This window comes from Pseudomonas rhizozeae, from assembly GCF_031583775.1.
GTDB lineage: Bacteria > Pseudomonadota > Gammaproteobacteria > Pseudomonadales > Pseudomonadaceae > Aquipseudomonas.
Genome location: NZ_JAVLSB010000021.1, coordinates 274013 through 291668, shown reverse-complemented (window position 1 = coordinate 291668; position 17656 = coordinate 274013). Strand labels below are relative to the sequence as shown.

At 62.1% G+C, this 17656-nt stretch carries 17 protein-coding genes and 1 other RNA gene; 10 read left to right on the top strand and 8 right to left on the bottom strand.

Annotation, left to right across the window (positions count from 1 at the left end; all coding sequences use genetic code 11):
- The first annotated feature begins 177 nt into the window (after positions 1 to 177).
- A complete protein-coding gene (locus RG836_RS05655; protein ID WP_310843901.1) occupies positions 178 to 327 on the top strand; it encodes a hypothetical protein in 150 nt (49 codons plus the stop codon).
- Between the two features lie 36 nt (positions 328 to 363).
- Here RG836_RS05655 and RG836_RS05650 read toward each other — a convergent pair whose 3' ends face one another.
- The 4 genes from RG836_RS05650 to RG836_RS05635 all read right to left on the bottom strand — a co-directional run bounded on the left by RG836_RS05650 (position 364) and on the right by RG836_RS05635 (position 1789).
- The gene (locus RG836_RS05650; RefSeq protein WP_310843899.1) at positions 364 to 969 is read right to left on the bottom strand and encodes a 5-formyltetrahydrofolate cyclo-ligase; all 606 of its coding nucleotides are present in this window, start codon (positions 967 to 969) and stop codon (positions 364 to 366) included.
- An 87-nt stretch (positions 970 to 1056) separates the two neighbouring features.
- Positions 1057 to 1235, bottom strand: a non-coding RNA gene (gene ssrS, locus RG836_RS05645) — 6S RNA.
- A gap of 30 nt (positions 1236 to 1265) precedes the next feature.
- The gene (locus RG836_RS05640) at positions 1266 to 1583 is read right to left on the bottom strand and encodes a cell division protein ZapA (protein ID WP_310843897.1); all 318 of its coding nucleotides are present in this window, start codon (positions 1581 to 1583) and stop codon (positions 1266 to 1268) included.
- On the bottom strand, positions 1580 to 1789 hold the full coding sequence (locus RG836_RS05635) for a TIGR02449 family protein (protein WP_007982902.1): 210 nt from the start codon (positions 1787 to 1789) through the stop codon (positions 1580 to 1582). The genes RG836_RS05640 and RG836_RS05635 overlap by 4 nt, the downstream gene beginning before the upstream one ends.
- A 174-nt stretch (positions 1790 to 1963) precedes the next feature.
- On the opposite strand from RG836_RS05635, the gene RG836_RS05630 reads away from it, so the two are divergent.
- The 9 genes from RG836_RS05630 (at position 1964) to gcvP (ending at position 13940) form a co-directional block, all read left to right on the top strand.
- Positions 1964 to 2521: a YecA/YgfB family protein gene (locus RG836_RS05630; RefSeq protein ID WP_310843889.1), complete on the top strand. Its 558-nt coding sequence runs from the start codon at positions 1964 to 1966 to the stop codon at positions 2519 to 2521.
- 27 nt (positions 2522 to 2548) lie between these two features.
- Positions 2549 to 3883, top strand: a complete 1335-nt coding sequence (gene pepP / locus RG836_RS05625) for a Xaa-Pro aminopeptidase (protein ID WP_310843887.1) — start codon at positions 2549 to 2551, stop codon at positions 3881 to 3883.
- Complete coding sequence (ubiH, locus tag RG836_RS05620; protein ID WP_310843885.1) at positions 3880 to 5067, top strand: 2-octaprenyl-6-methoxyphenyl hydroxylase; 1188 nt, start codon at positions 3880 to 3882, stop codon at positions 5065 to 5067. The genes pepP and ubiH overlap by 4 nt, the downstream gene beginning before the upstream one ends.
- A 96-nt stretch (positions 5068 to 5163) precedes the next feature.
- Positions 5164 to 6381 carry a 2-octaprenyl-3-methyl-6-methoxy-1,4-benzoquinol hydroxylase gene (locus tag RG836_RS05615; RefSeq protein WP_310844444.1) on the top strand — a complete coding sequence of 406 codons (1218 nt, stop codon included), beginning with the start codon at positions 5164 to 5166 and terminating at the stop codon, positions 6379 to 6381.
- A 182-nt stretch (positions 6382 to 6563) separates the two neighbouring features.
- Positions 6564 to 7568, top strand: coding sequence for an extracellular solute-binding protein (locus RG836_RS05610; RefSeq protein WP_310843883.1), 1005 nt, complete (start codon positions 6564 to 6566; stop codon positions 7566 to 7568).
- 73 nt (positions 7569 to 7641) lie between these two features.
- On the top strand, positions 7642 to 9258 hold the full coding sequence (locus RG836_RS05605; protein ID WP_310843882.1) for an ABC transporter permease: 1617 nt from the start codon (positions 7642 to 7644) through the stop codon (positions 9256 to 9258).
- A gap of 156 nt (positions 9259 to 9414) precedes the next feature.
- Positions 9415 to 10497 (top strand): glycine cleavage system aminomethyltransferase GcvT, encoded by a 1083-nt coding sequence (gene gcvT / locus RG836_RS05600; RefSeq protein WP_310843881.1) that lies wholly within the window; start codon positions 9415 to 9417, stop codon positions 10495 to 10497.
- A gap of 52 nt (positions 10498 to 10549) precedes the next feature.
- Positions 10550 to 10933 carry a glycine cleavage system protein GcvH gene (gcvH, locus tag RG836_RS05595; protein WP_310843880.1) on the top strand — a complete coding sequence of 128 codons (384 nt, stop codon included), beginning with the start codon at positions 10550 to 10552 and terminating at the stop codon, positions 10931 to 10933.
- Positions 10934 to 11066: 133 nt separating this feature from the next.
- Entirely contained in the window at positions 11067 to 13940 is a 2874-nt protein-coding gene (gcvP, locus tag RG836_RS05590) for an aminomethyl-transferring glycine dehydrogenase (RefSeq protein WP_310843878.1), read from the top strand.
- Positions 13941 to 14014: 74 nt separating this feature from the next.
- Here gcvP and RG836_RS05585 read toward each other — a convergent pair whose 3' ends face one another.
- From RG836_RS05585 to tfpB, 4 genes are all read right to left on the bottom strand, one after another.
- Positions 14015 to 14335 carry a DUF2388 domain-containing protein gene (locus RG836_RS05585; RefSeq protein WP_169843014.1) on the bottom strand — a complete coding sequence of 107 codons (321 nt, stop codon included), beginning with the start codon at positions 14333 to 14335 and terminating at the stop codon, positions 14015 to 14017.
- Positions 14336 to 14398: 63 nt separating this feature from the next.
- Positions 14399 to 14836 (bottom strand): NfeD family protein, encoded by a 438-nt coding sequence (locus tag RG836_RS05580; RefSeq protein ID WP_310843877.1) that lies wholly within the window; start codon positions 14834 to 14836, stop codon positions 14399 to 14401.
- A gap of 11 nt (positions 14837 to 14847) precedes the next feature.
- Entirely contained in the window at positions 14848 to 15762 is a 915-nt protein-coding gene (locus tag RG836_RS05575; RefSeq protein WP_310843875.1) for an SPFH domain-containing protein, read from the bottom strand.
- 93 nt (positions 15763 to 15855) lie between these two features.
- On the bottom strand, positions 15856 to 17640 hold the full coding sequence (gene tfpB / locus RG836_RS05570; RefSeq protein WP_310843874.1) for a type IV pilus assembly ATPase TfpB: 1785 nt from the start codon (positions 17638 to 17640) through the stop codon (positions 15856 to 15858).
- Between the last annotated feature and the right edge of the window lie 16 nt (positions 17641 to 17656).

The window sequence follows — 17656 nt, the reverse complement described above, 5'->3', positions numbered from 1 at the left end:
TTAATTGGGCAAGTTGTTCGGCAATTTTATGACAAACCGACAGTCGGTTGACGTCAGCATTTGCGTGACGGTTCACGTTACCGCAAAATGCCGGCCTTCTTAGCTTGACGCTGCTGCACGGCCTACAACGGAAACCGCTGCTGTCATCGTGTGTGATATGCCTTTGGGGGGCAATCGATGAAACGCAAACCGGATTTACTATGGATTTTGGTTATTTTGTTCGGTTTGGGCGTGGTCACGACCGGCTACGCGCAAAGCCTGTGGGCCAACAAGACTGATGCACCGATCGAGATTGCACAACAACAGACTTCGGCCTTCAAACGCTGAAGCTGTTTCGGCGCCGCTGAGTCCGGTGGCGCCACACTAGTCCGCGAAATACCACGCCTTGTCTGTCACCGTTCCCTGCAACGGCACATCCCAACTCGCTTGCGCCAGGCGCTGCACCTTCTGACATTCGTGGGCCAGACCCAACAACGTCGGCTTGCGCCAGTTTTGGCGGCGTGCCAGGTACGCCAGGCTGCGGTCATAAAAGCCACCGCCCATGCCCAGCCTTCCGCCGACATCGTCGAACCCCACCAGTGGCAATAACACCAGGTCCAGCGCCCAGACTTTGCGTTGCCGGGCCACGTTGACCCGAGGTTCGAGAATACGGAAGCGATTGGGCCGCAGTTTCTCCCCGGGGCGAATGCGCTGGAAGACCATTTTGGTCCGTGGCCAGGCACTGAGCACCGGCAGGTAGGTCGCCTTGCCCCGACGTTGCGCTGCACGTAACAGCAGGCGCGGGTCGATTTCACCGTCGGTGGGCAGGTACAGGGAGAGGTGTCGGGCACGGCGGAACAATGGATGCTGCGCCAATTGCTGATAGAGCCCGCGAGCCGCTCGACGTTGCTGACTGGGCGTCAGCGCGCGGCGGGCCTTGCGCAGCATGCGTCGAAGTTGCGGGCGAGGAAGCAGCGCAGGTTCGGTCATGGATTTGGCTTCGGCAGTACGCGCAACGGCCAGGGCCTGCGCATAAAAAAGCCGATGCCGGCGTAAAACCGGCATCGGACTGGAATCAGGCTCCCCGGATGAACCGCTGCTGACTTAGCCCTTGAACCCGAAAGTTCAAGGTGGACGATGCAGTAGACCTTAAGGCTTTCCGTCTAGCGGACATGCACACCGGCCCAACGTGCAACATCCAGGGTAGTGCGAATCGGCTCAGGGACATCGTCAACTGGCAAGCACCCCAGGGAGTGGCGCGAGTATACCGCAAGCCGTCCCGCGATTCAGCCTTTGGTGACGTCCGGATCAGTGGCGAGCGCCAGATCGACCCGGTCGAGCAAGTCGCGCACCTGCTCACGGGTTGAGCCGCTGGCCTGTACATCCGGGCGATCTCCCTTGTGCAGTAGGTCGTGGGTGATGTTCAGCGCGGCCATCACGGCGATACGGTCGGCACCAATGACTTTGCCACTGCTGCGGATCTCGCGCATCTTGCCGTCGAGGTAACGGGCGGCGCTCACCAGGTTGCTGCGCTCTTCCTGGGGACAAATGATCGAATATTCTTTATCGAGAATCTGCACGGTGACGCTATTGCTTGAACTCATGAGTCTTGCTCCAGGGCCTTGAGGCGCGAAATCATCGATTCGACCTTACGCCGGGCGATTTCGTTTTTTTCAATGAGGTGCGCGCGTTCCTCGCGCCAGGTCTTTTCCTGAGCTAATAGGAGTCCGTTTTGGCTCTTAAGTTGCTCGACTCGGGTAATTAGCAGTTCGAGTCTGGCCATCAGCGCTTGCAGGTCGGTGTCTTCCATTGTGTCCACGGGTTGGTGTCTGATGGAGGGCGAGGTCTGCGGGAAAGCGCGCGACGCGGCGAGTTTTCCTACAGACCCTGCGGTCGGACAGCCTTTAATAGTCTTGGCGAGTCTGTCGATGTAGGATACAAGGCCTTCATTCTAGACATAGCGCCGTCTGGCGCCTAGCTGCCCATGCCCATTCAGAATTCCCCGTACCAAGGTTTCGCCACCCTGCTGACTTCCAGCGGTCACTCCGTCTCGCCTGCCGAACTGCATGGCCTGTTGCTCGGTCGCAGCTGCGCCGGCGCTGGTTTCGATGCCGATGGCTGGCTGGTCGATGCCGCCGAACTGCTCGAGACCGAGCCGCAGGATAACGTCCGCGCCGCGTTGATTGGCCTGCAAGAGATGGTCAAGGGCGAATTGACCGGCGATGACGTGACCGTCGTGCTGTTGCTGCCGAGTGACGACGCCCCCTTGGCCGAACGTGCAGTGGCTTTGGGTGAATGGTGCCAGGGTTTCCTCAGCGGTTTTGGCCTGAACTGCCGCGACAGCAGCATGCTCAGCACCGAAGCCACCGAAGTGCTGCAGGACCTGGCGGCGATTTCCCAGGTGCAAGACGCCCTGGAAGAGTCCGATGACGGCGAAAACGACTACATGGAAGTCATGGAATACCTGCGCGTCGCGCCGCTGTTGCTGTTCAGCGAAACCGCCAAGCCGCAGGCCCCGGCGGTCAAACCGTCGCTGCATTAATCGCTCGCCAGGGAACGCCGTCTGCCCATGATTCATATCCCGAAATCGGAATACAGCCGCCGCCGTAAGGCGCTGATGGCGCAGATGGAACCCAACAGCATCGCGATTCTGCCCGCCGCCGCGGTGGCCATCCGCAACCGCGACGTCGAGCACGTCTATCGCCAGGACAGCGACTTCCAGTACCTCAGTGGTTTTCCTGAGCCGCAAGCTGTGATCGTCTTGATGCCTGGCCGCGAGCACGGCGAGTACCTGCTGTTCTGCCGCGAGCGCAACGCCGAACGGGAATTGTGGGACGGCCTGCGCGCCGGCCAGGAAGGCGCGATCCGTGATTTCGGCGCCGATGACGCGTTTCCCATTACTGATATCGACGACATCCTGCCGGGCCTGATCGAAGGTCGCGACCGGGTGTATTCGGCCATGGGCAGCAACCCTGAATTCGATCGCCACCTGATGGACTGGATCAACGTGATCCGTTCCAAGGCGCACCTGGGCGCCCAACCGCCGAACGAATTCGTTGCCCTGGATCATCTGCTACACGACATGCGTCTGTATAAATCGGTGGCGGAAGTGAAAGTGATGCGCGAAGCGGCGCGGATTTCCGCACAGGCGCACATTCGCGCGATGCAGGCCAGTCGTGCCGGGCTGTTCGAGTTCAGTCTCGAAGCCGAACTTGACTACGAATTCCGCAAGGGCGGGGCGAAGATGCCCGCCTATGGCTCGATCGTCGCGGCCGGGCGCAACAGTTGCATCCTGCATTACCAGCAGAATGACGCGTTGCTCAAGGACGGTGACCTGGTGCTGATCGACGCCGGCTGCGAGATCGACTGCTACGCCAGCGATATCACCCGCACCTGGCCGGTCAACGGCAAGTATTCCCCGGAGCAGAAGGCGATTTATGAGCTGGTGCTGGCCTCGCAGGAAGCGGCCTTCGCCGAAATCGCCCCCGACAAGCACTGGAACCAGGCGCACGAAGCCACGGTTCGCGTGATCACTGCCGGGCTGGTCGAACTGGGTTTGTTACAAGGTGAGGTGGACGAGTTGATCGCCAGCGAAGCCTACAAAGCGTTTTACATGCACCGCGCCGGCCATTGGCTGGGCATGGATGTGCACGATGTCGGCGAATATAAAGTCGGTGGCGAATGGCGGGTCCTGGAAGTCGGCATGGCGCTGACCGTGGAACCGGGCATCTACATCGCCCCGGACAACCGAACCGTAGCGAAGAAATGGCGTGGCATTGGCGTACGCATCGAGGACGACGTGGTGGTGACCAAATCCGGCTGTGAAATATTGACCCAAAGCGTGCCCAAGACCGTGGTCGAGATCGAGGCCCTGATGGCAGCCGCGCGGACCCAGGCCGCATGAGCCGGGTCAACCTGGCAATCATCGGCGGCGGTCTGGTCGGCGCCAGCCTGGCATTGGCGCTCCAGGCCGGAGCCAAGGCCCGTGGCTGGACAATTACGCTGATCGAACCGTTCGCCCCCGGCGACAGCTATCAGCCGAGCTACGATGCGCGATCGTCGGCGCTGTCCTACGGCGCTCAACAGATTTATCAACGCCTGGGCGTGTGGCAGGCCATCTCCCGCCGCGCCGAGCCGATCAAGCAGATTCACGTTTCTGACCGTGGACGTTTTTCCACTGCGCGCTTGTCGGCAATGGAAGAGGGCGTCCCGGCCCTGGGTTACGTGGTGGAAAACGCCTGGCTCGGCCAATGCTTGTGGCAAGGGTTGGACAAAGACGTGATCAGTTGGCGCTGCCCGGCGGAAGTCACGAGGATGGAGCCGCTCACCGATGGTTATCGCCTGACCCTCAACGATGAAACCACCCTCGAGTGCGACCTCGCGGTGCTAGCCGACGGAGGCCGCTCAGGCTTGCGTGAGCAACTGGGTATTGGCATCAAGAAGCGCCCGTACAACCAGAGTGCGCTGATCGCCAACATCAGCCCGAGCGAAGCGCACAACGGCATGGCGTTCGAGCGCTTCACCGATGACGGGCCCATGGCCTTGCTGCCTCTGCGGGACAACCGCTGCGCGCTGGTCTGGACCCGTCTGGGTATGGACGCACAACGTTTGGTTGAGCTGGATGAACGCAGTTTCCTCAGCGAATTGCAGGGTGTGTTCGGTTACCGTCTCGGCACGTTGAAGCAGGTCGGCGTGCGGCATTTGTATCCGTTGTCGCTGATCGAGGCCGAAGAACAGGTTCGCCCGCATCTGGCGGTGCTCGGCAATGCCGCCCACAGCTTGCACCCGATTGCCGGCCAGGGGTTCAACCTGTCCCTGCGCGACGCTCAGGCCCTGGCCGATGCGTTGCTGGCCAGCGACCAGGCGCCGGGGGATTTCGCCACGTTGCAGGCCTATCGCGAGCGCCAGCGCCTCGACCAGAACCTCACCGTGGGCTTCTCCGATCAGGTCACGCGCCTGTTCGGCAGCACCCTGCCGCTGGTGTCGCTGGGGCGCAACATCGGTTTGCTAGGCCTCGACCTGCTGCCGCCGGCCAAGCGCTGGTTCGCCCGCCAGGCCATGGGTCTGGGTACGCGCCCGGATGCGTGAGTCGCGGGTCCATCCCCTCATCCAGGAATTCCTGGGGTCGAGACAACTTTTTACCGGCGGCTCAGGCTGCCAGCGAGACAGGCTTAAAGCATGGACATGCGCGCAGATCTGTTGATTGTCGGGGCCGGAATGGTCGGTAGCGCGTTGGCGCTGGCGTTGCAGGACAGTGGCCTGCAAGTGCTGCTGCTCGACGGCAGCCCGCTGAGCGTCAAACCGTTCGATGCCCAGGCGGCGTTCGAGCCGCGGGTCAGTGCTTTATCGATCGCCAGCCAGCGCATTCTCCAGCGCCTCGGCGTGTGGGACGGCATCGTCGGGCGGCGCAGCAGTCCGTACACCGACATGCACGTGTGGGACGGCAGTGGCACTGGGCAGATTCATTTCTCGGCGGCCAGCGTGCACGCCGAGGTGCTCGGGCACATCGTGGAAAACCGCGTGGTCCAGGATGCCTTGCTCGATCGCCTGCACGACTGCGACCTCGGCCTGCTGGCCGGTGCGCGTCTGGAACAGATGCGGCGGTCGGGCGATGACTGGCTGCTGACCCTCGCCGATGGCCGCAAGCTGCGAGCGCCGCTGGTAATCGCGGCGGATGGCGCCAATTCGGCGGTGCGCCGTCTGACAGGCGTGGTCACCCGCGAGTGGGATTACTTGCATCACGCCATCGTCACCAGTGTGCAATGCTCGAAGCCGCATCAGCGCACGGCCTGGCAGCGCTTCACTGATCACGGGCCGCTGGCGTTCCTGCCACTGGAACGTGACGGCCAGCACGATTGGTGCTCTATCGTCTGGTCGACCACACCGACCGAAAGCGAACGCTTGATGGCGCTGGATGAACCGGCCTTCTGCGCGGAACTGGAGCGCGCCTTCGAAGGCCGGCTCGGCACGGTCATCGGCGCCGACCCGCGATTGTGCGTGCCGCTGCGCCAACGCCATGCCAAACGCTATGTGGCCGAAGGCCTGGCACTGATCGGCGACGCTGCGCACACCATTCACCCGTTGGCCGGGCAAGGCGTGAACCTCGGGTTCCTCGACGCCGCGGTGCTGGCTGAAGTACTGCTGCAAGCGACTCAGCGGGGCGAGCGCCTGGCGGACGTCAAAGTGCTGAGCCGCTACGAACGCCGGCGCATGCCGCACAACCTGGCGCTGATGGCGGCGATGGAAGGCTTCGAGCGGTTATTCCAGGCTGACCCGCTGCCAGTCCGCTGGCTGCGTAACACTGGGCTGAAGCTCGTGGAGCAACTGCCGGAAGCCAAGGCACTGTTCGTGCGCGAAGCGCTGGGGCTAACTGGAGATCTGCCAGCGCTGGCCAAGGCCTGATCGCGCTGGCGTTGGCTTTTGACTCTTGCCTTATGGCTTTTGTGGTGAGGGGGCTTGCCCCCGTTCGAGCCTTCACAGCTCTCTATGCAACATCTGGTAACGCCTCTAGCAACTGTTCGATTGAGCTACTAAATGTGAGTCCTTATCATTTGGCCTCACTTTTCAATCGAGAGACCACCGTTATGTCAGCACCCAAGCGTCTACTGACCGCACTGGCCCTGACCCTGATCGGCAGCACCGCCGCCCAGGCCGCCGATGAGGTGGTGGTCTACTCCTCACGTATCGATGAATTGATTAAACCAGTCTTCGATGCCTACACCGTCAAAACCGGGGTGCAGGTGAAGTTCATCACCGACAAGGAAGCGCCGCTGATGCAGCGGATCAAGGCCGAAGGCGAAAACGCCACCGCCGACCTGCTGCTGACCGTCGATGCCGGCAACCTCTGGCAAGCCGAGCAGATGGGCATTCTCCAGCCGTTCACCTCCAAGACCATCGACAGCAACATCCCGCTGCAATACCGCTCTTCGGCCCACGCCTGGACCGGCCTCAGCCTGCGCGCGCGGACCATCGCCTACTCCACCGACCGGGTAAAACCGGGCGAACTGACCACCTACGAAGGGCTGGCCGACAAGAATTGGGAAGGGCGCCTGTGCCTGCGCACGGCGAAGAAGGTGTACAACCAGTCGCTGACCGCCACCATGATCGAAGTCCACGGCGCGAGCAAAACCGAAGAAATCCTCAAGGGCTGGGTCAATAACCTGTCCACCGATGTGTTCTCCGACGACATCGCCGTGCTCGAAGCGATCAACGCCGGTCAATGCGACGTCGGCATCGTCAACACCTACTACTACGGCCGCCTGCACAAGCAGAAACCGGACCTGGCGGTGAAACTGTTCTGGCCGAACCAGGGCGACCGTGGCGTGCACGTCAATCTGTCGGGCATCGGCCTGACCAAACATGCACCGCACCCGGAAGCCGCCAAGGCGTTGGTGGAATGGATGACGACGCCGGAAGCGCAGCGTATCTTCGCCGACGTCAACCAGGAGTTCCCGGCCAACCCGGCCGTGCCGCCGTCCGCCGAAGTGGCCAGTTGGGGTAAATTCGTCGCCGACACCCTGCCGGTGGAAATTGCCGGCAAGCGCCAGGCCGAAGCCATCCGCATGATGGACCGCGTCGGCTGGAACTGAGCCTCAACCACGCCTGCTGATAATGTGCCCACGCCTAGCGTGGGCACATTCATTTAATACCGAGAACGTTTCCTTGGCCCACCCCGCCCAACGCCGCTGGTACTCCCTGGTCTTCGCCATCGCCGCGTTGGTGCTGTTGCCGCTCAGCGTCCTGTTGCTATCCTGGCAAACGATCGACTTGCAGATCTGGGGGCATCTCTGGGACACCCAGATGCCGCGTCTGCTGGGCAATACCCTGACGCTGATCCTCGGCGTCGGTGTTGGTGTGACCCTGCTGGGCGTCAGCCTCGCGTGGCTCACCAGCCTCTGCGAATTCCCCGGCCGACGCTGGCTCGACTGGGCGCTGATGCTGCCGTTCGCCATTCCCGCGTATGTGCTGGCCTTCGTGTTTGTCGGCCTGCTCGACTTCGCCGGCCCAGTGCAAAGCCTGTTGCGCGAACTGTTCGGCAACGGCGTGCGCTTGCCGCGCGTGCGTTCCACCGGCGGAGTGATTCTGGTCCTGGTGCTGGTGTTTTATCCCTACGTCTACTTGCTGGCGCGCACCGCGTTCCTGGCTCAGGGCAAAGGTTTGATGGAAGCGGCGCGGGTGCTTGGGCAATCGCCGTGGCAAGCGTTCTGGCGGGTGGCGTTGCCGATGGCGCGCCCGGCGATCGGTGCGGGCGTGGCGCTGGCACTGATGGAAACCCTGGCGGATTTCGGCGCGGTGTCGGTGTTCAATTTCGATACTTTCACCACCGCCATCTACAAGACCTGGTACGGCTTCTTCAGCCTGTCCACCGCCGCGCAGCTGGCCAGCCTGTTGCTGCTCGCGGTGATGCTGGTGCTGTACGGCGAGCGCCGTGCCCGTGGCGCTAACCGGGCGAGCAATGAACGGCCACGGGTCAAGGCGCTCTATCACCTGCGCGGGTTGAAGGCCTTCGCCGCGTCCTGCTGGTGTAGCCTGGTGTTCGCCTGTGCCTTCGTCATTCCGATGCTGCAATTGGTGGTGTGGTTCTGGCAGCGCGGGCGATTCGACCTCGACGAGCGCTACGCCGGGTTGATCGTTCACACCTTGTACCTCGGCGGCATGGCGGCGCTGATCACGGTCAGCGTGGCGTTGGTGTTGGCGTTCGCCCGGCGCCTGGCACCGACCCGGGCGATCCGCTCCGGCGTCAGCCTGGCGAACCTCGGTTACGCTTTACCTGGCTCGGTGCTGGCGGTGTCGATCATGCTCGCCTTCAGTTACCTCGACCGTGAACTGGTGGTGCCGCTGTCCGGCTGGCTCGGCGGCGCGGGTAAGCCCTTGCTGCTCGGCAGCCTCGCGGCGTTGCTGCTGGCGTACCTGGTGCGGTTCATCGCCGTGGCCTATGGACCACTGGAAAACAGCCTGGCGCGGATTCGTCCTTCATTGCCGGAAGCGGCACGCAGCCTGGGCGTCAGTGGCCCGCGATTGTTTTTCAAGGTGTATCTGCCATTGCTGCTACCCGGTACCTTGAGCGCTGCGCTGCTGGTGTTCGTCGACGTGCTCAAGGAAATGCCCGCCACCTTGCTGATGCGCCCGTTCGGCTGGGACACACTGGCGGTGCGCATCTTTGAAATGACCAGCGAGGGCGAGTGGGCGCGCGCATCATTGCCGGCTCTGACCTTGGTGCTGGTCGGCCTGTTGCCGGTCATCGGATTGATCCGACGTTCAGCGCATCGAAACCGCTAGGTGCCAGTCCTACACCTTGCGGCTACAATGCGCGGCATTCGGTGCGGCCCGCCCGTTGGGCCCGGTCTCTGAAATCGGCTGAAAGTCCTGTGTAACAAGGCTCTTACCGGGTCCAGTGGCTGTCCGCACCTTCGCCACGCCCGGAAGGAGAAACCCATGGGACAGCGTACGCCTCTGTATGACCTTCATCTCGCCCTGGGCGCGAAGATGGTCGATTTTGGCGGTTGGGATATGCCTCTGCATTACGGCTCGCAGGTCGAGGAACACCATCAGGTGCGCCGCGATTGCGGGGTTTTCGATGTATCCCACATGACCGTGATCGACGTTGACGGCCCCCAGGCCAAGGAATGGCTCCAGCATTTGCTGGCCAATGACGTCGACCGCCTGCACGCCACCGGCCGCGCCCTCTACAGCACCATGCTCAATGAGCTCGGCGGCATCGTCGACGACATGATCGTCTACCGCACCGACGCTGGTTATCGGCTGGTGGTCAACGCGTCCACCCGAGAACAAGACCTGGCCTGGATGCAGGCGCATCTCGACGGCTTCGACGCCGCGCTGCACGAGCGCCCCGACCTGGCGATGCTGGCAATCCAGGGCCCGCACGCCCGGCACAAAATCGCCGAACTGGTGACCCAGTCCCGCGGTGCATTGATCCAGCAACTCAAACCTTTCGAAGGCCAGGCCGACGGTGACTGGTTCATCGCGCGTACCGGCTACACCGGTGAAGATGGCCTGGAAATCATTTTGCCCGCGCGTCAGGCACCGGGATTCTTCAATGACCTGGTGGGTGCCGGCATTTCACCGATTGGCCTGGGCGCGCGGGATACCCTGCGGGTCGAGGCCGGCATGAACCTTTACGGGCAAGATATCGACCAGAACGTATCGCCGCTGGCGTCGAACATGGCCTGGAGCATCGCCTGGGAGCCCGCCGACCGCGCCTTCATCGGCCGCGACGCGCTAGCCGCGGAGCGGGCCCGGGGCGTAGATCACAAATTGGTCGGCCTGGTGCTCGAAGAGCGCGGGGTTTTGCGCGCGCATCAGGTGGTTCGCATCGCTGAAGTTGGCGAAGGGGAGATCACCAGTGGTAGTTTCTCTCCTACGCTTAGCAAGTCGATTGCTCTGGCGCGTGTGCCGATGGCCACAGCGGACCGCGCAGAAGTGGAAATCCGTGGCAAGTGGTACCCGGTTCGAGTGGTCAAACCGACCTTCGTGCGCCATGGCAAAACCTTGATCTAATCTTTTCCGGCTGGCCGCAGGCCGCTGACATTACTTCTTGAGGACACAGAATATGAGCAATATCCCTGCTGAGCTGCGTTTTGCCGAAAGCCACGAATGGGCCCGACTGGAAGCCGATGGCACGGTCACCGTGGGCATCAGCGACCACGCCCAGGAAGCCTTGGGTGATGTGGTGTTTGTCGAACTGACCGAAGTCGGCAAGACCTTTGCTGCTGGCGATCAGGCCGGTGTGGTTGAGTCGGTGAAAGCCGCGTCCGACATCTACTCCCCCATCAGCGGTGAAGTGGTTGCGGTCAACAGCGAACTCGACGGCTCCCCGGAGTCGCTCAACTCCGACCCGTACGGCGCGTGGATCTTCAAGCTCAAGCCAAGCGACAGCGCTGAGCTGGACAAACTGCTGGACGCCGCCGGTTACAAGGCTGCCATCGGCGAGTAAGTCCTACGAGTGCCCCGCAAAGCCCCGACCCGTCGGGGCTTTTTTGTGCCCGGGATTTGCCCGCGACATCGACTGCTATGCTGCTTTGACCGTGTTGCATCGACGCTGAGCGCCAGTCAAAAGAGAGCCCGTCATGTCCCAGATGCCGTCCTTGAGTCAGTTACGCGACCCCAATGCCTTCCTGCGCCGCCATCTGGGCCCGGACGCCGTCGAGCAGCAAGCGATGCTCGACAGCCTCGGCCTGGGCAGTCGCGTCGAGCTGATCGAGCAAACCGTGCCGCCGGGCATTCGCCTGAACCGCCCGCTGGACTTGCCGCCTGCGCTGGATGAGGAAGCAGCGCTGGCCAAGCTGCGCAGGTATGCCGAGCAGAACCAGGTCTGGACCAGCCTGATCGGCATGGGCTACCACGGCACCCTGACGCCGGCGGTGATTCTGCGCAACGTGCTGGAAAACCCCGGTTGGTACACCGCTTACACGCCGTATCAACCGGAGATCGCCCAAGGCCGGCTCGAAGCCTTGCTCAATTTCCAACAAATGACCATCGACCTCACCGGGCTGGAGCTGGCCAACGCCTCACTGCTGGATGAGGCCACTGCCGCTGCCGAAGCCATGTCTTTGGCCAAACGGGTCGCCAAGTCTAAAAGCAATCTGTTCTTCGTCGACGAAAACTGTCATCCGCAGACCATTTCCGTAGTCCGCACCCGCGCCGAAGGGTTTGGGTTCGAGGTGATCGTCGATGCGGTGGATAACTTGAAACAACACCAGGTGTTCGGCGCGTTGCTGCAATACCCTGACACCCACGGCGAAATCCGTGACCTGCGACCGCTGATCGATCACCTGCACGCTCAGCAAGCCCTGGCCTGCGTGGCCACTGACCTGCTCAGCCTGCTGTTACTGACGCCGCCCGGTGAACTAGGCGCTGACGTGGTGTTCGGCTCGTCACAGCGCTTTGGTGTACCGATGGGCTACGGCGGTCCGCACGCGGCGTTCTTTGCCAGTCGCGACGAATACAAACGGGCGATTCCCGGGCGAATCATCGGCGTATCGAAAGACGTCCGCGGCAACGTCGCGTTGCGCATGGCCCTGCAAACCCGCGAACAACACATCCGCCGCGAGAAGGCCAATTCCAACATCTGCACCGCCCAAGTGCTGCTGGCCAATATCGCCAGTTTCTACGCGGTCTACCACGGCCCCGAAGGCCTCAAGCGCATTGCCCAACGGGTGCATCGCCTGACCTGCATCCTCGCCACTGCCCTGGAACGCCACGGTATCCAGCGGCTCAATCGGCATTTCTTCGACACCTTGACCCTGGACGTTGGCGGCAGTCAGACGGCGATCATTGAAAGTGCCAAGGCCGCGCAGATCAACCTGCGGATTCTTGGGCGCGGTCACTTGGGCCTGAGCCTTGACGAAACGTGCGACGAAAGCACCGTCAGCACATTATTGGATATTTTTCTCGGCGCCGATCACGGCCTGAACGTCGCCGATCTGGACGCTGAAGCTTTGCCCTGCGGCATTCCTGAAGGTTTGCTGCGCAGCAGTGGTTATCTGCGCCATCCGGTGTTCAGCGCGCACCACAGCGAAACCGAGATGCTGCGCTACCTCAAGCAACTGGAAAACAAAGACCTGGCGCTCAACCAGTCGATGATTCCGCTCGGCTCCTGCACCATGAAGCTCAACGCCAGCAGCGAGATGATTCCCATCACCTGGCCGCAGTTCGCCAACCTGCATCCTTTCGTGCCGCAAGAGCAGGCCGTCGGTTATGGATTGATGATTGGCGAACTTGAACGCTGGCTGTGCGCGATCACCGGTTTCGATGCGATCTGCATGCAGCCCAACTCCGGCGCCCAAGGCGAATACGCCGGGCTGCTGGCGATTCGCAAATACCACGAGAGCCGGCATCAGGGCGGGCGGGATATCTGCCTGATTCCATCGTCGGCCCACGGCACCAACCCGGCGTCGGCGCAGATGGCCGGGATGCGTGTGGTGATTGTCGAGTGTGACGAGGCGGGCAACGTCGACCTCAATGACCTGAAAGACAAAGCTGCCAGCGCCGGGGAGAAACTGTCGTGCCTGATGGCGACCTATCCGTCGACTCATGGTGTGTACGAGGAGGGCATCAGCGAGATCTGTGAAGTTATCCACAGCCACGGCGGCCAGGTGTACATGGACGGCGCCAACCTCAATGCGCAAGTCGGCCTGGCCCGGCCGGCAGACATTGGCGCCGATGTATCGCACATGAACTTGCACAAAACCTTCTGCATTCCCCACGGCGGTGGCGGCCCCGGCATGGGGCCGATTGGCGTTCGCGCGCATCTGGCGCCGTTCGTGGCCAATCACCCGGTGATACCGATCGAGGGACCACTGGCCGACAACGGTGCGGTCAGCGCCGCGCCTTGGGGCAGTGCGAGCATCCTGCCGATCAGTTGGATGTACATCGCGATGATGGGCCCGCAACTGGCGGATGCCAGCGAAGTGGCGATTCTCGCGGCCAATTATCTGGCCCGGCATCTGTCCGGCGCTTTCCCGGTGCTCTACACCGGGCGTAACGAGCGGGTCGCGCATGAGTGCATTCTTGATCTGAGGCCCCTCAAGGCGCAAACCGGGATCAGTGAAGAGGACGTTGCGAAGCGCTTGATGGACTACGGGTTCCATGCGCCGACCATGTCCTTTCCGGTGCCGGGCACCTTGATGGTCGAACCGACGGAAAGCGAATCCAAAGCTGAGCTCGACCGCTTTATCGCCGCGATGTTGAGCATTCGCGCCGAAATCACCGAAGTGCAAAACGGCCATTGGGACGCCGAAGACAACCCGCTCAAACGCGCGCCGCACACTCTGGCTGACATCACGGGCGTGTGGGAGCGGCCCTACAGCCTCGAGCAGGCCGTCACGCCCGACGCTCACACCAAAGCGCACAAGTATTGGCCGGCGGTGAATCGGGTGGACAATGTGTACGGCGATCGCAACCTGTTCTGCGCCTGTGTGCCGGTGGATGACTATCGCTGAACGCTCTCGCGATTTTATCCACAGGCAAAAAAATGCCGCTCATTCGAGCGGCATTTTTGTTACGTCGGCGGTGTTTATTCAGACGCCACGGCGTTTTTCGCCAGGATCGCGTTTGCCAATTCCATGTCCGTTGCTTGCAGGCCAGGGTTGTCGGCGCGGACTTTCTGCATGGCGGCTTCCAGGTACGGACCGCGAATTCCGCCATCGCTGGCGACGAAGCTGCCGGCATCATCCTGTGCGGCGACGATCAGCTTGTGGTCCTTGAAGGTCAGGTAGGTCGAGCCGGTGGTGGCGCCGGACGAAATGACGTTACGCCAAAAGCTGTCGGCCATCGCTGAGCCAACGGGAAGGGACAGCAGGGCGAGGGTGGCGACAGCAAGTTTGAGACGCATGATGAGAGACTCCACTGGGTTAACTAGCAGCTTGGATAGCCGATCCCCCATCCAGTTCCGTAGCCGCTACTGCACCGGTTCGGTCAGCAGGATCACCCCGTCCTGGCCGACGACCCGGACCCGACTACCCAACGCAGCGTCCGGCCCACGAGCCAGCCACACGCTGTCGCCGACCTTGATCTTGCCGCGGCCATCGACAATCGCTTCGCTGACCAAAAACACCTTGCCCACCAGTTCCTGGCCGCGCAGGTTCAAGTGTGGCTGATCGCTGCGGCGCACGGCGCTGCGTTGGCGCCACCACCAATACAGCGCCATCAGAATCGAGAACAACGCAAACAGCAGCAGTTGCAGTTCCCAGGGCAGTGCCGGCAGGAGGAAGGTCAACACCCCGACCGAGGCCGCGGCCATGCCGATCCACAGCAAGTAACCACCAGCGCCGAACACCTCGAGGATCAACAGCAAGGTGCCGAGTGCGAGCCAGCTCCAGAACGAAAACAGCTCCATGGGCACCCGCCTCAGCCTTTCTTGCCATCGAAGGTGGCTTTGACGATTTCACCGATACCACCCACGGCGCCGATCATCGAGCTGGCTTCCAGTGGCATCAGGATCACCTTGCTGTTGTTCGCCGAGGCCAGTTTGCCCAAGGCGTCGATGTATTTCTGCGCCACGAAGTAGTTCACCGCCTGCACGTTGCCCTCGGCGATCGCCTGGGACACCACTTGCGTCGCGCGCGCCTCGGCTTCGGCTTCCCGCTCGCGGGCCTCTGACTCGAGGAACGCGGCCTGGCGATTGCCCTCGGCTTCGAGAATCTGCGCCTGCTTCTTGCCCTCGGCCGTCAGGATCGCCGACGCCCGCAGGCCTTCGGCTTCAAGTATCTGCGCGCGCTTGATCCGCTCGGCTTTCATCTGCCCGGACATCGCCGCCATCAGGTCCTCCGGCGGGCTGATGTCCTTGATTTCGATTCGGGTGATCTTGATCCCCCAAGGCGCCGTGGCTTCATCGACAGTGCGCAGCAGTTTCTCGTTGATGTTGTCGCGCTGGCTGAGCATCGCGTCCAGCTCCATCGAGCCGAGCACGGTGCGGATGTTGGTTTGCAGCAGATTGCGAATGGCGTGTTCGAGGTTATTCACCTCGTAAGCCGCTTGGGCAGTGTTGATCACCTGAAAGAAACACACGGCATCGATCTGCACCGTGGCGTTGTCAGCGGTGATGACTTCCTGGGGCGGAATGTCGAGCACGCTTTCCATCACGTTGATCTTCCGACCGATGCGGTCCATCACTGGGATGATGATGTTCAGGCCTGGCTTCAAGGTCGTGGTATAGCGGCCAAACCGCTCCACCGTCCACTCGAAGCCCTGCGGCACAACCTTGAAACCCATGAAAAGAATAGCCACGGCCAGCGCGACAAAAAGGATCAGTGCAGTTCCCATAACGTTCCTTGTTCAGTGTGATGGAGGTGCGATGGGCCAGAGTGTAAGGCAAAAGGCCGGCATCTTTGTGTTCAATTTGTAGCCAAGTGCGCCTTAGCGCTGCTCACTCTGCGGTGTGACCCGCAACACTTCCTCTATCGTCGTCAAACCTGCAGCGACTTTCTGTGCGCCGGACAGGCGCAGGCTGCGCATGCCTTCCTTGAAGGCCTGGCGGCGAATGGCTTGCAGGTCGGTGTCGGGGTTGATCAGGGTTTTCAGGCTGTCGGTCAGTTGCATGATTTCGTAGACCCCGGCGCGACCGCGATAGCCGGTGTCGCGGCATTCCAGGCAGCCGATGGCCCGTTGGGCGTGACTCGGTAGTGGGGCTTGCCAGGGGCGGGTCAGGGTTTGCCAGTCTTCTTCGCCCAAGGTCAGCGGCGCCTTGCAGTGCGGGCACAGGGTGCGCACCAGGCGCTGGGCCATGACCCCGAGCACGGTGGCTTTGATCAGGTAATGCGGCACCCCGAGTTCGAGCAAACGACTGATGGCGCTCGGGGCGTCGTTGGTGTGCAGGGTCGACAGCACCAGGTGCCCGGTGAGTGCCGCCTGGATCGCCATTTCCGCGGTTTCGAGGTCGCGGATCTCGCCGATCATGATGATGTCCGGATCCTGCCGCATCAGCGCGCGCACCCCGGCGGCGAAGGTCAGGTCGATGTTGTGCTGGACCTGCATCTGGTTGAACGCCGGCTCGACCATTTCGATCGGGTCTTCGATGGTGCACAGGTTGACCTCGGACGTGGCCAGTTTTTTCAGGGTCGTGTACAGCGTGGTGGTCTTGCCCGAGCCCGTGGGACCGGTGACCAGGATGATGCCGTTGGGCTGACGGGTCATGTCTTGCCAGCGCCGCAGGTCGTCGGCGCCGAAACCCAACTGGTCGAAGTCCTTGAGCAACACCTCGGGGTCGAAAATCCGCATGACCATTTTTTCGCCGAACGCCGTGGGCAGGGTCGACAGCCGCAACTCGACTTCGCCGCCGTCCGGGGTCTTGGTCTTGACCCGGCCGTCCTGGGGTTTGCGCTTTTCCGCAACGTTCATCCGTCCCAGGCTCTTCAAGCGACTGACGATGGCCATGGTCACTTGCGGCGGGAATTGGTAGACGTTGTGCAACACGCCGTCGATGCGAAAACGCACGGTGCCCTGTTCGCGCCGGGGTTCGACGTGGATATCACTGGCGCGCTGCTGGAAGGCGTACTGGAACAGCCAGTCGACGATGTTGACGATGTGCGCGTCATTGGCGTCCGGCTCCTGATCGCTGGCGCCCAGGTTCAGCAATTGCTCGAAATTGCCGAGGTTGTTGCCTTGGGCATCGGCGTTACTCGCACCGGTGACGGATTTGGCGAGGCGAAAAAACTCGACGCTGAAGCGCTGGATGTCCGCTGGATTGGCCACGACTCGCTTGATCGGCAGCTTCAGCACGTGGGTCAGGTCGGCTTCCCAGGCATTGACGTAGGGCTGGGCGCTGGCCACGGTCACGGCGTCGTGGTCGATGGATACCGCGAGAATCTTGTGTCGCTGGGCGAACGCGTAGGACATCAACGGCGTGATCGCGGCGACATTGATTTTCAGCGGATCGATGCGCAGGTACGGCTGGCCCGCCTGCTGCGACAGCCACAGGGTCAGGCTTTCCAGGTCGAGGCGCTTGCCTGGGCGGCTGAGATCGTCTAGCTGCTGGCTGGCGATGAACTCCAGCGGATGCATCTGGCCGTGCGCCGCTTGGCGACGACGGGCGTTGAGCGCGTGCTCGGCGCCATCCTGGCTGATGAAACCCTGGGCGACCAGTTCGCGCAGCAGGTCATTGAGATCCAGCCAGCGGTCCTGAGTGGCGAGTTGAACGGACATGCAGCTTCCTTTTGAA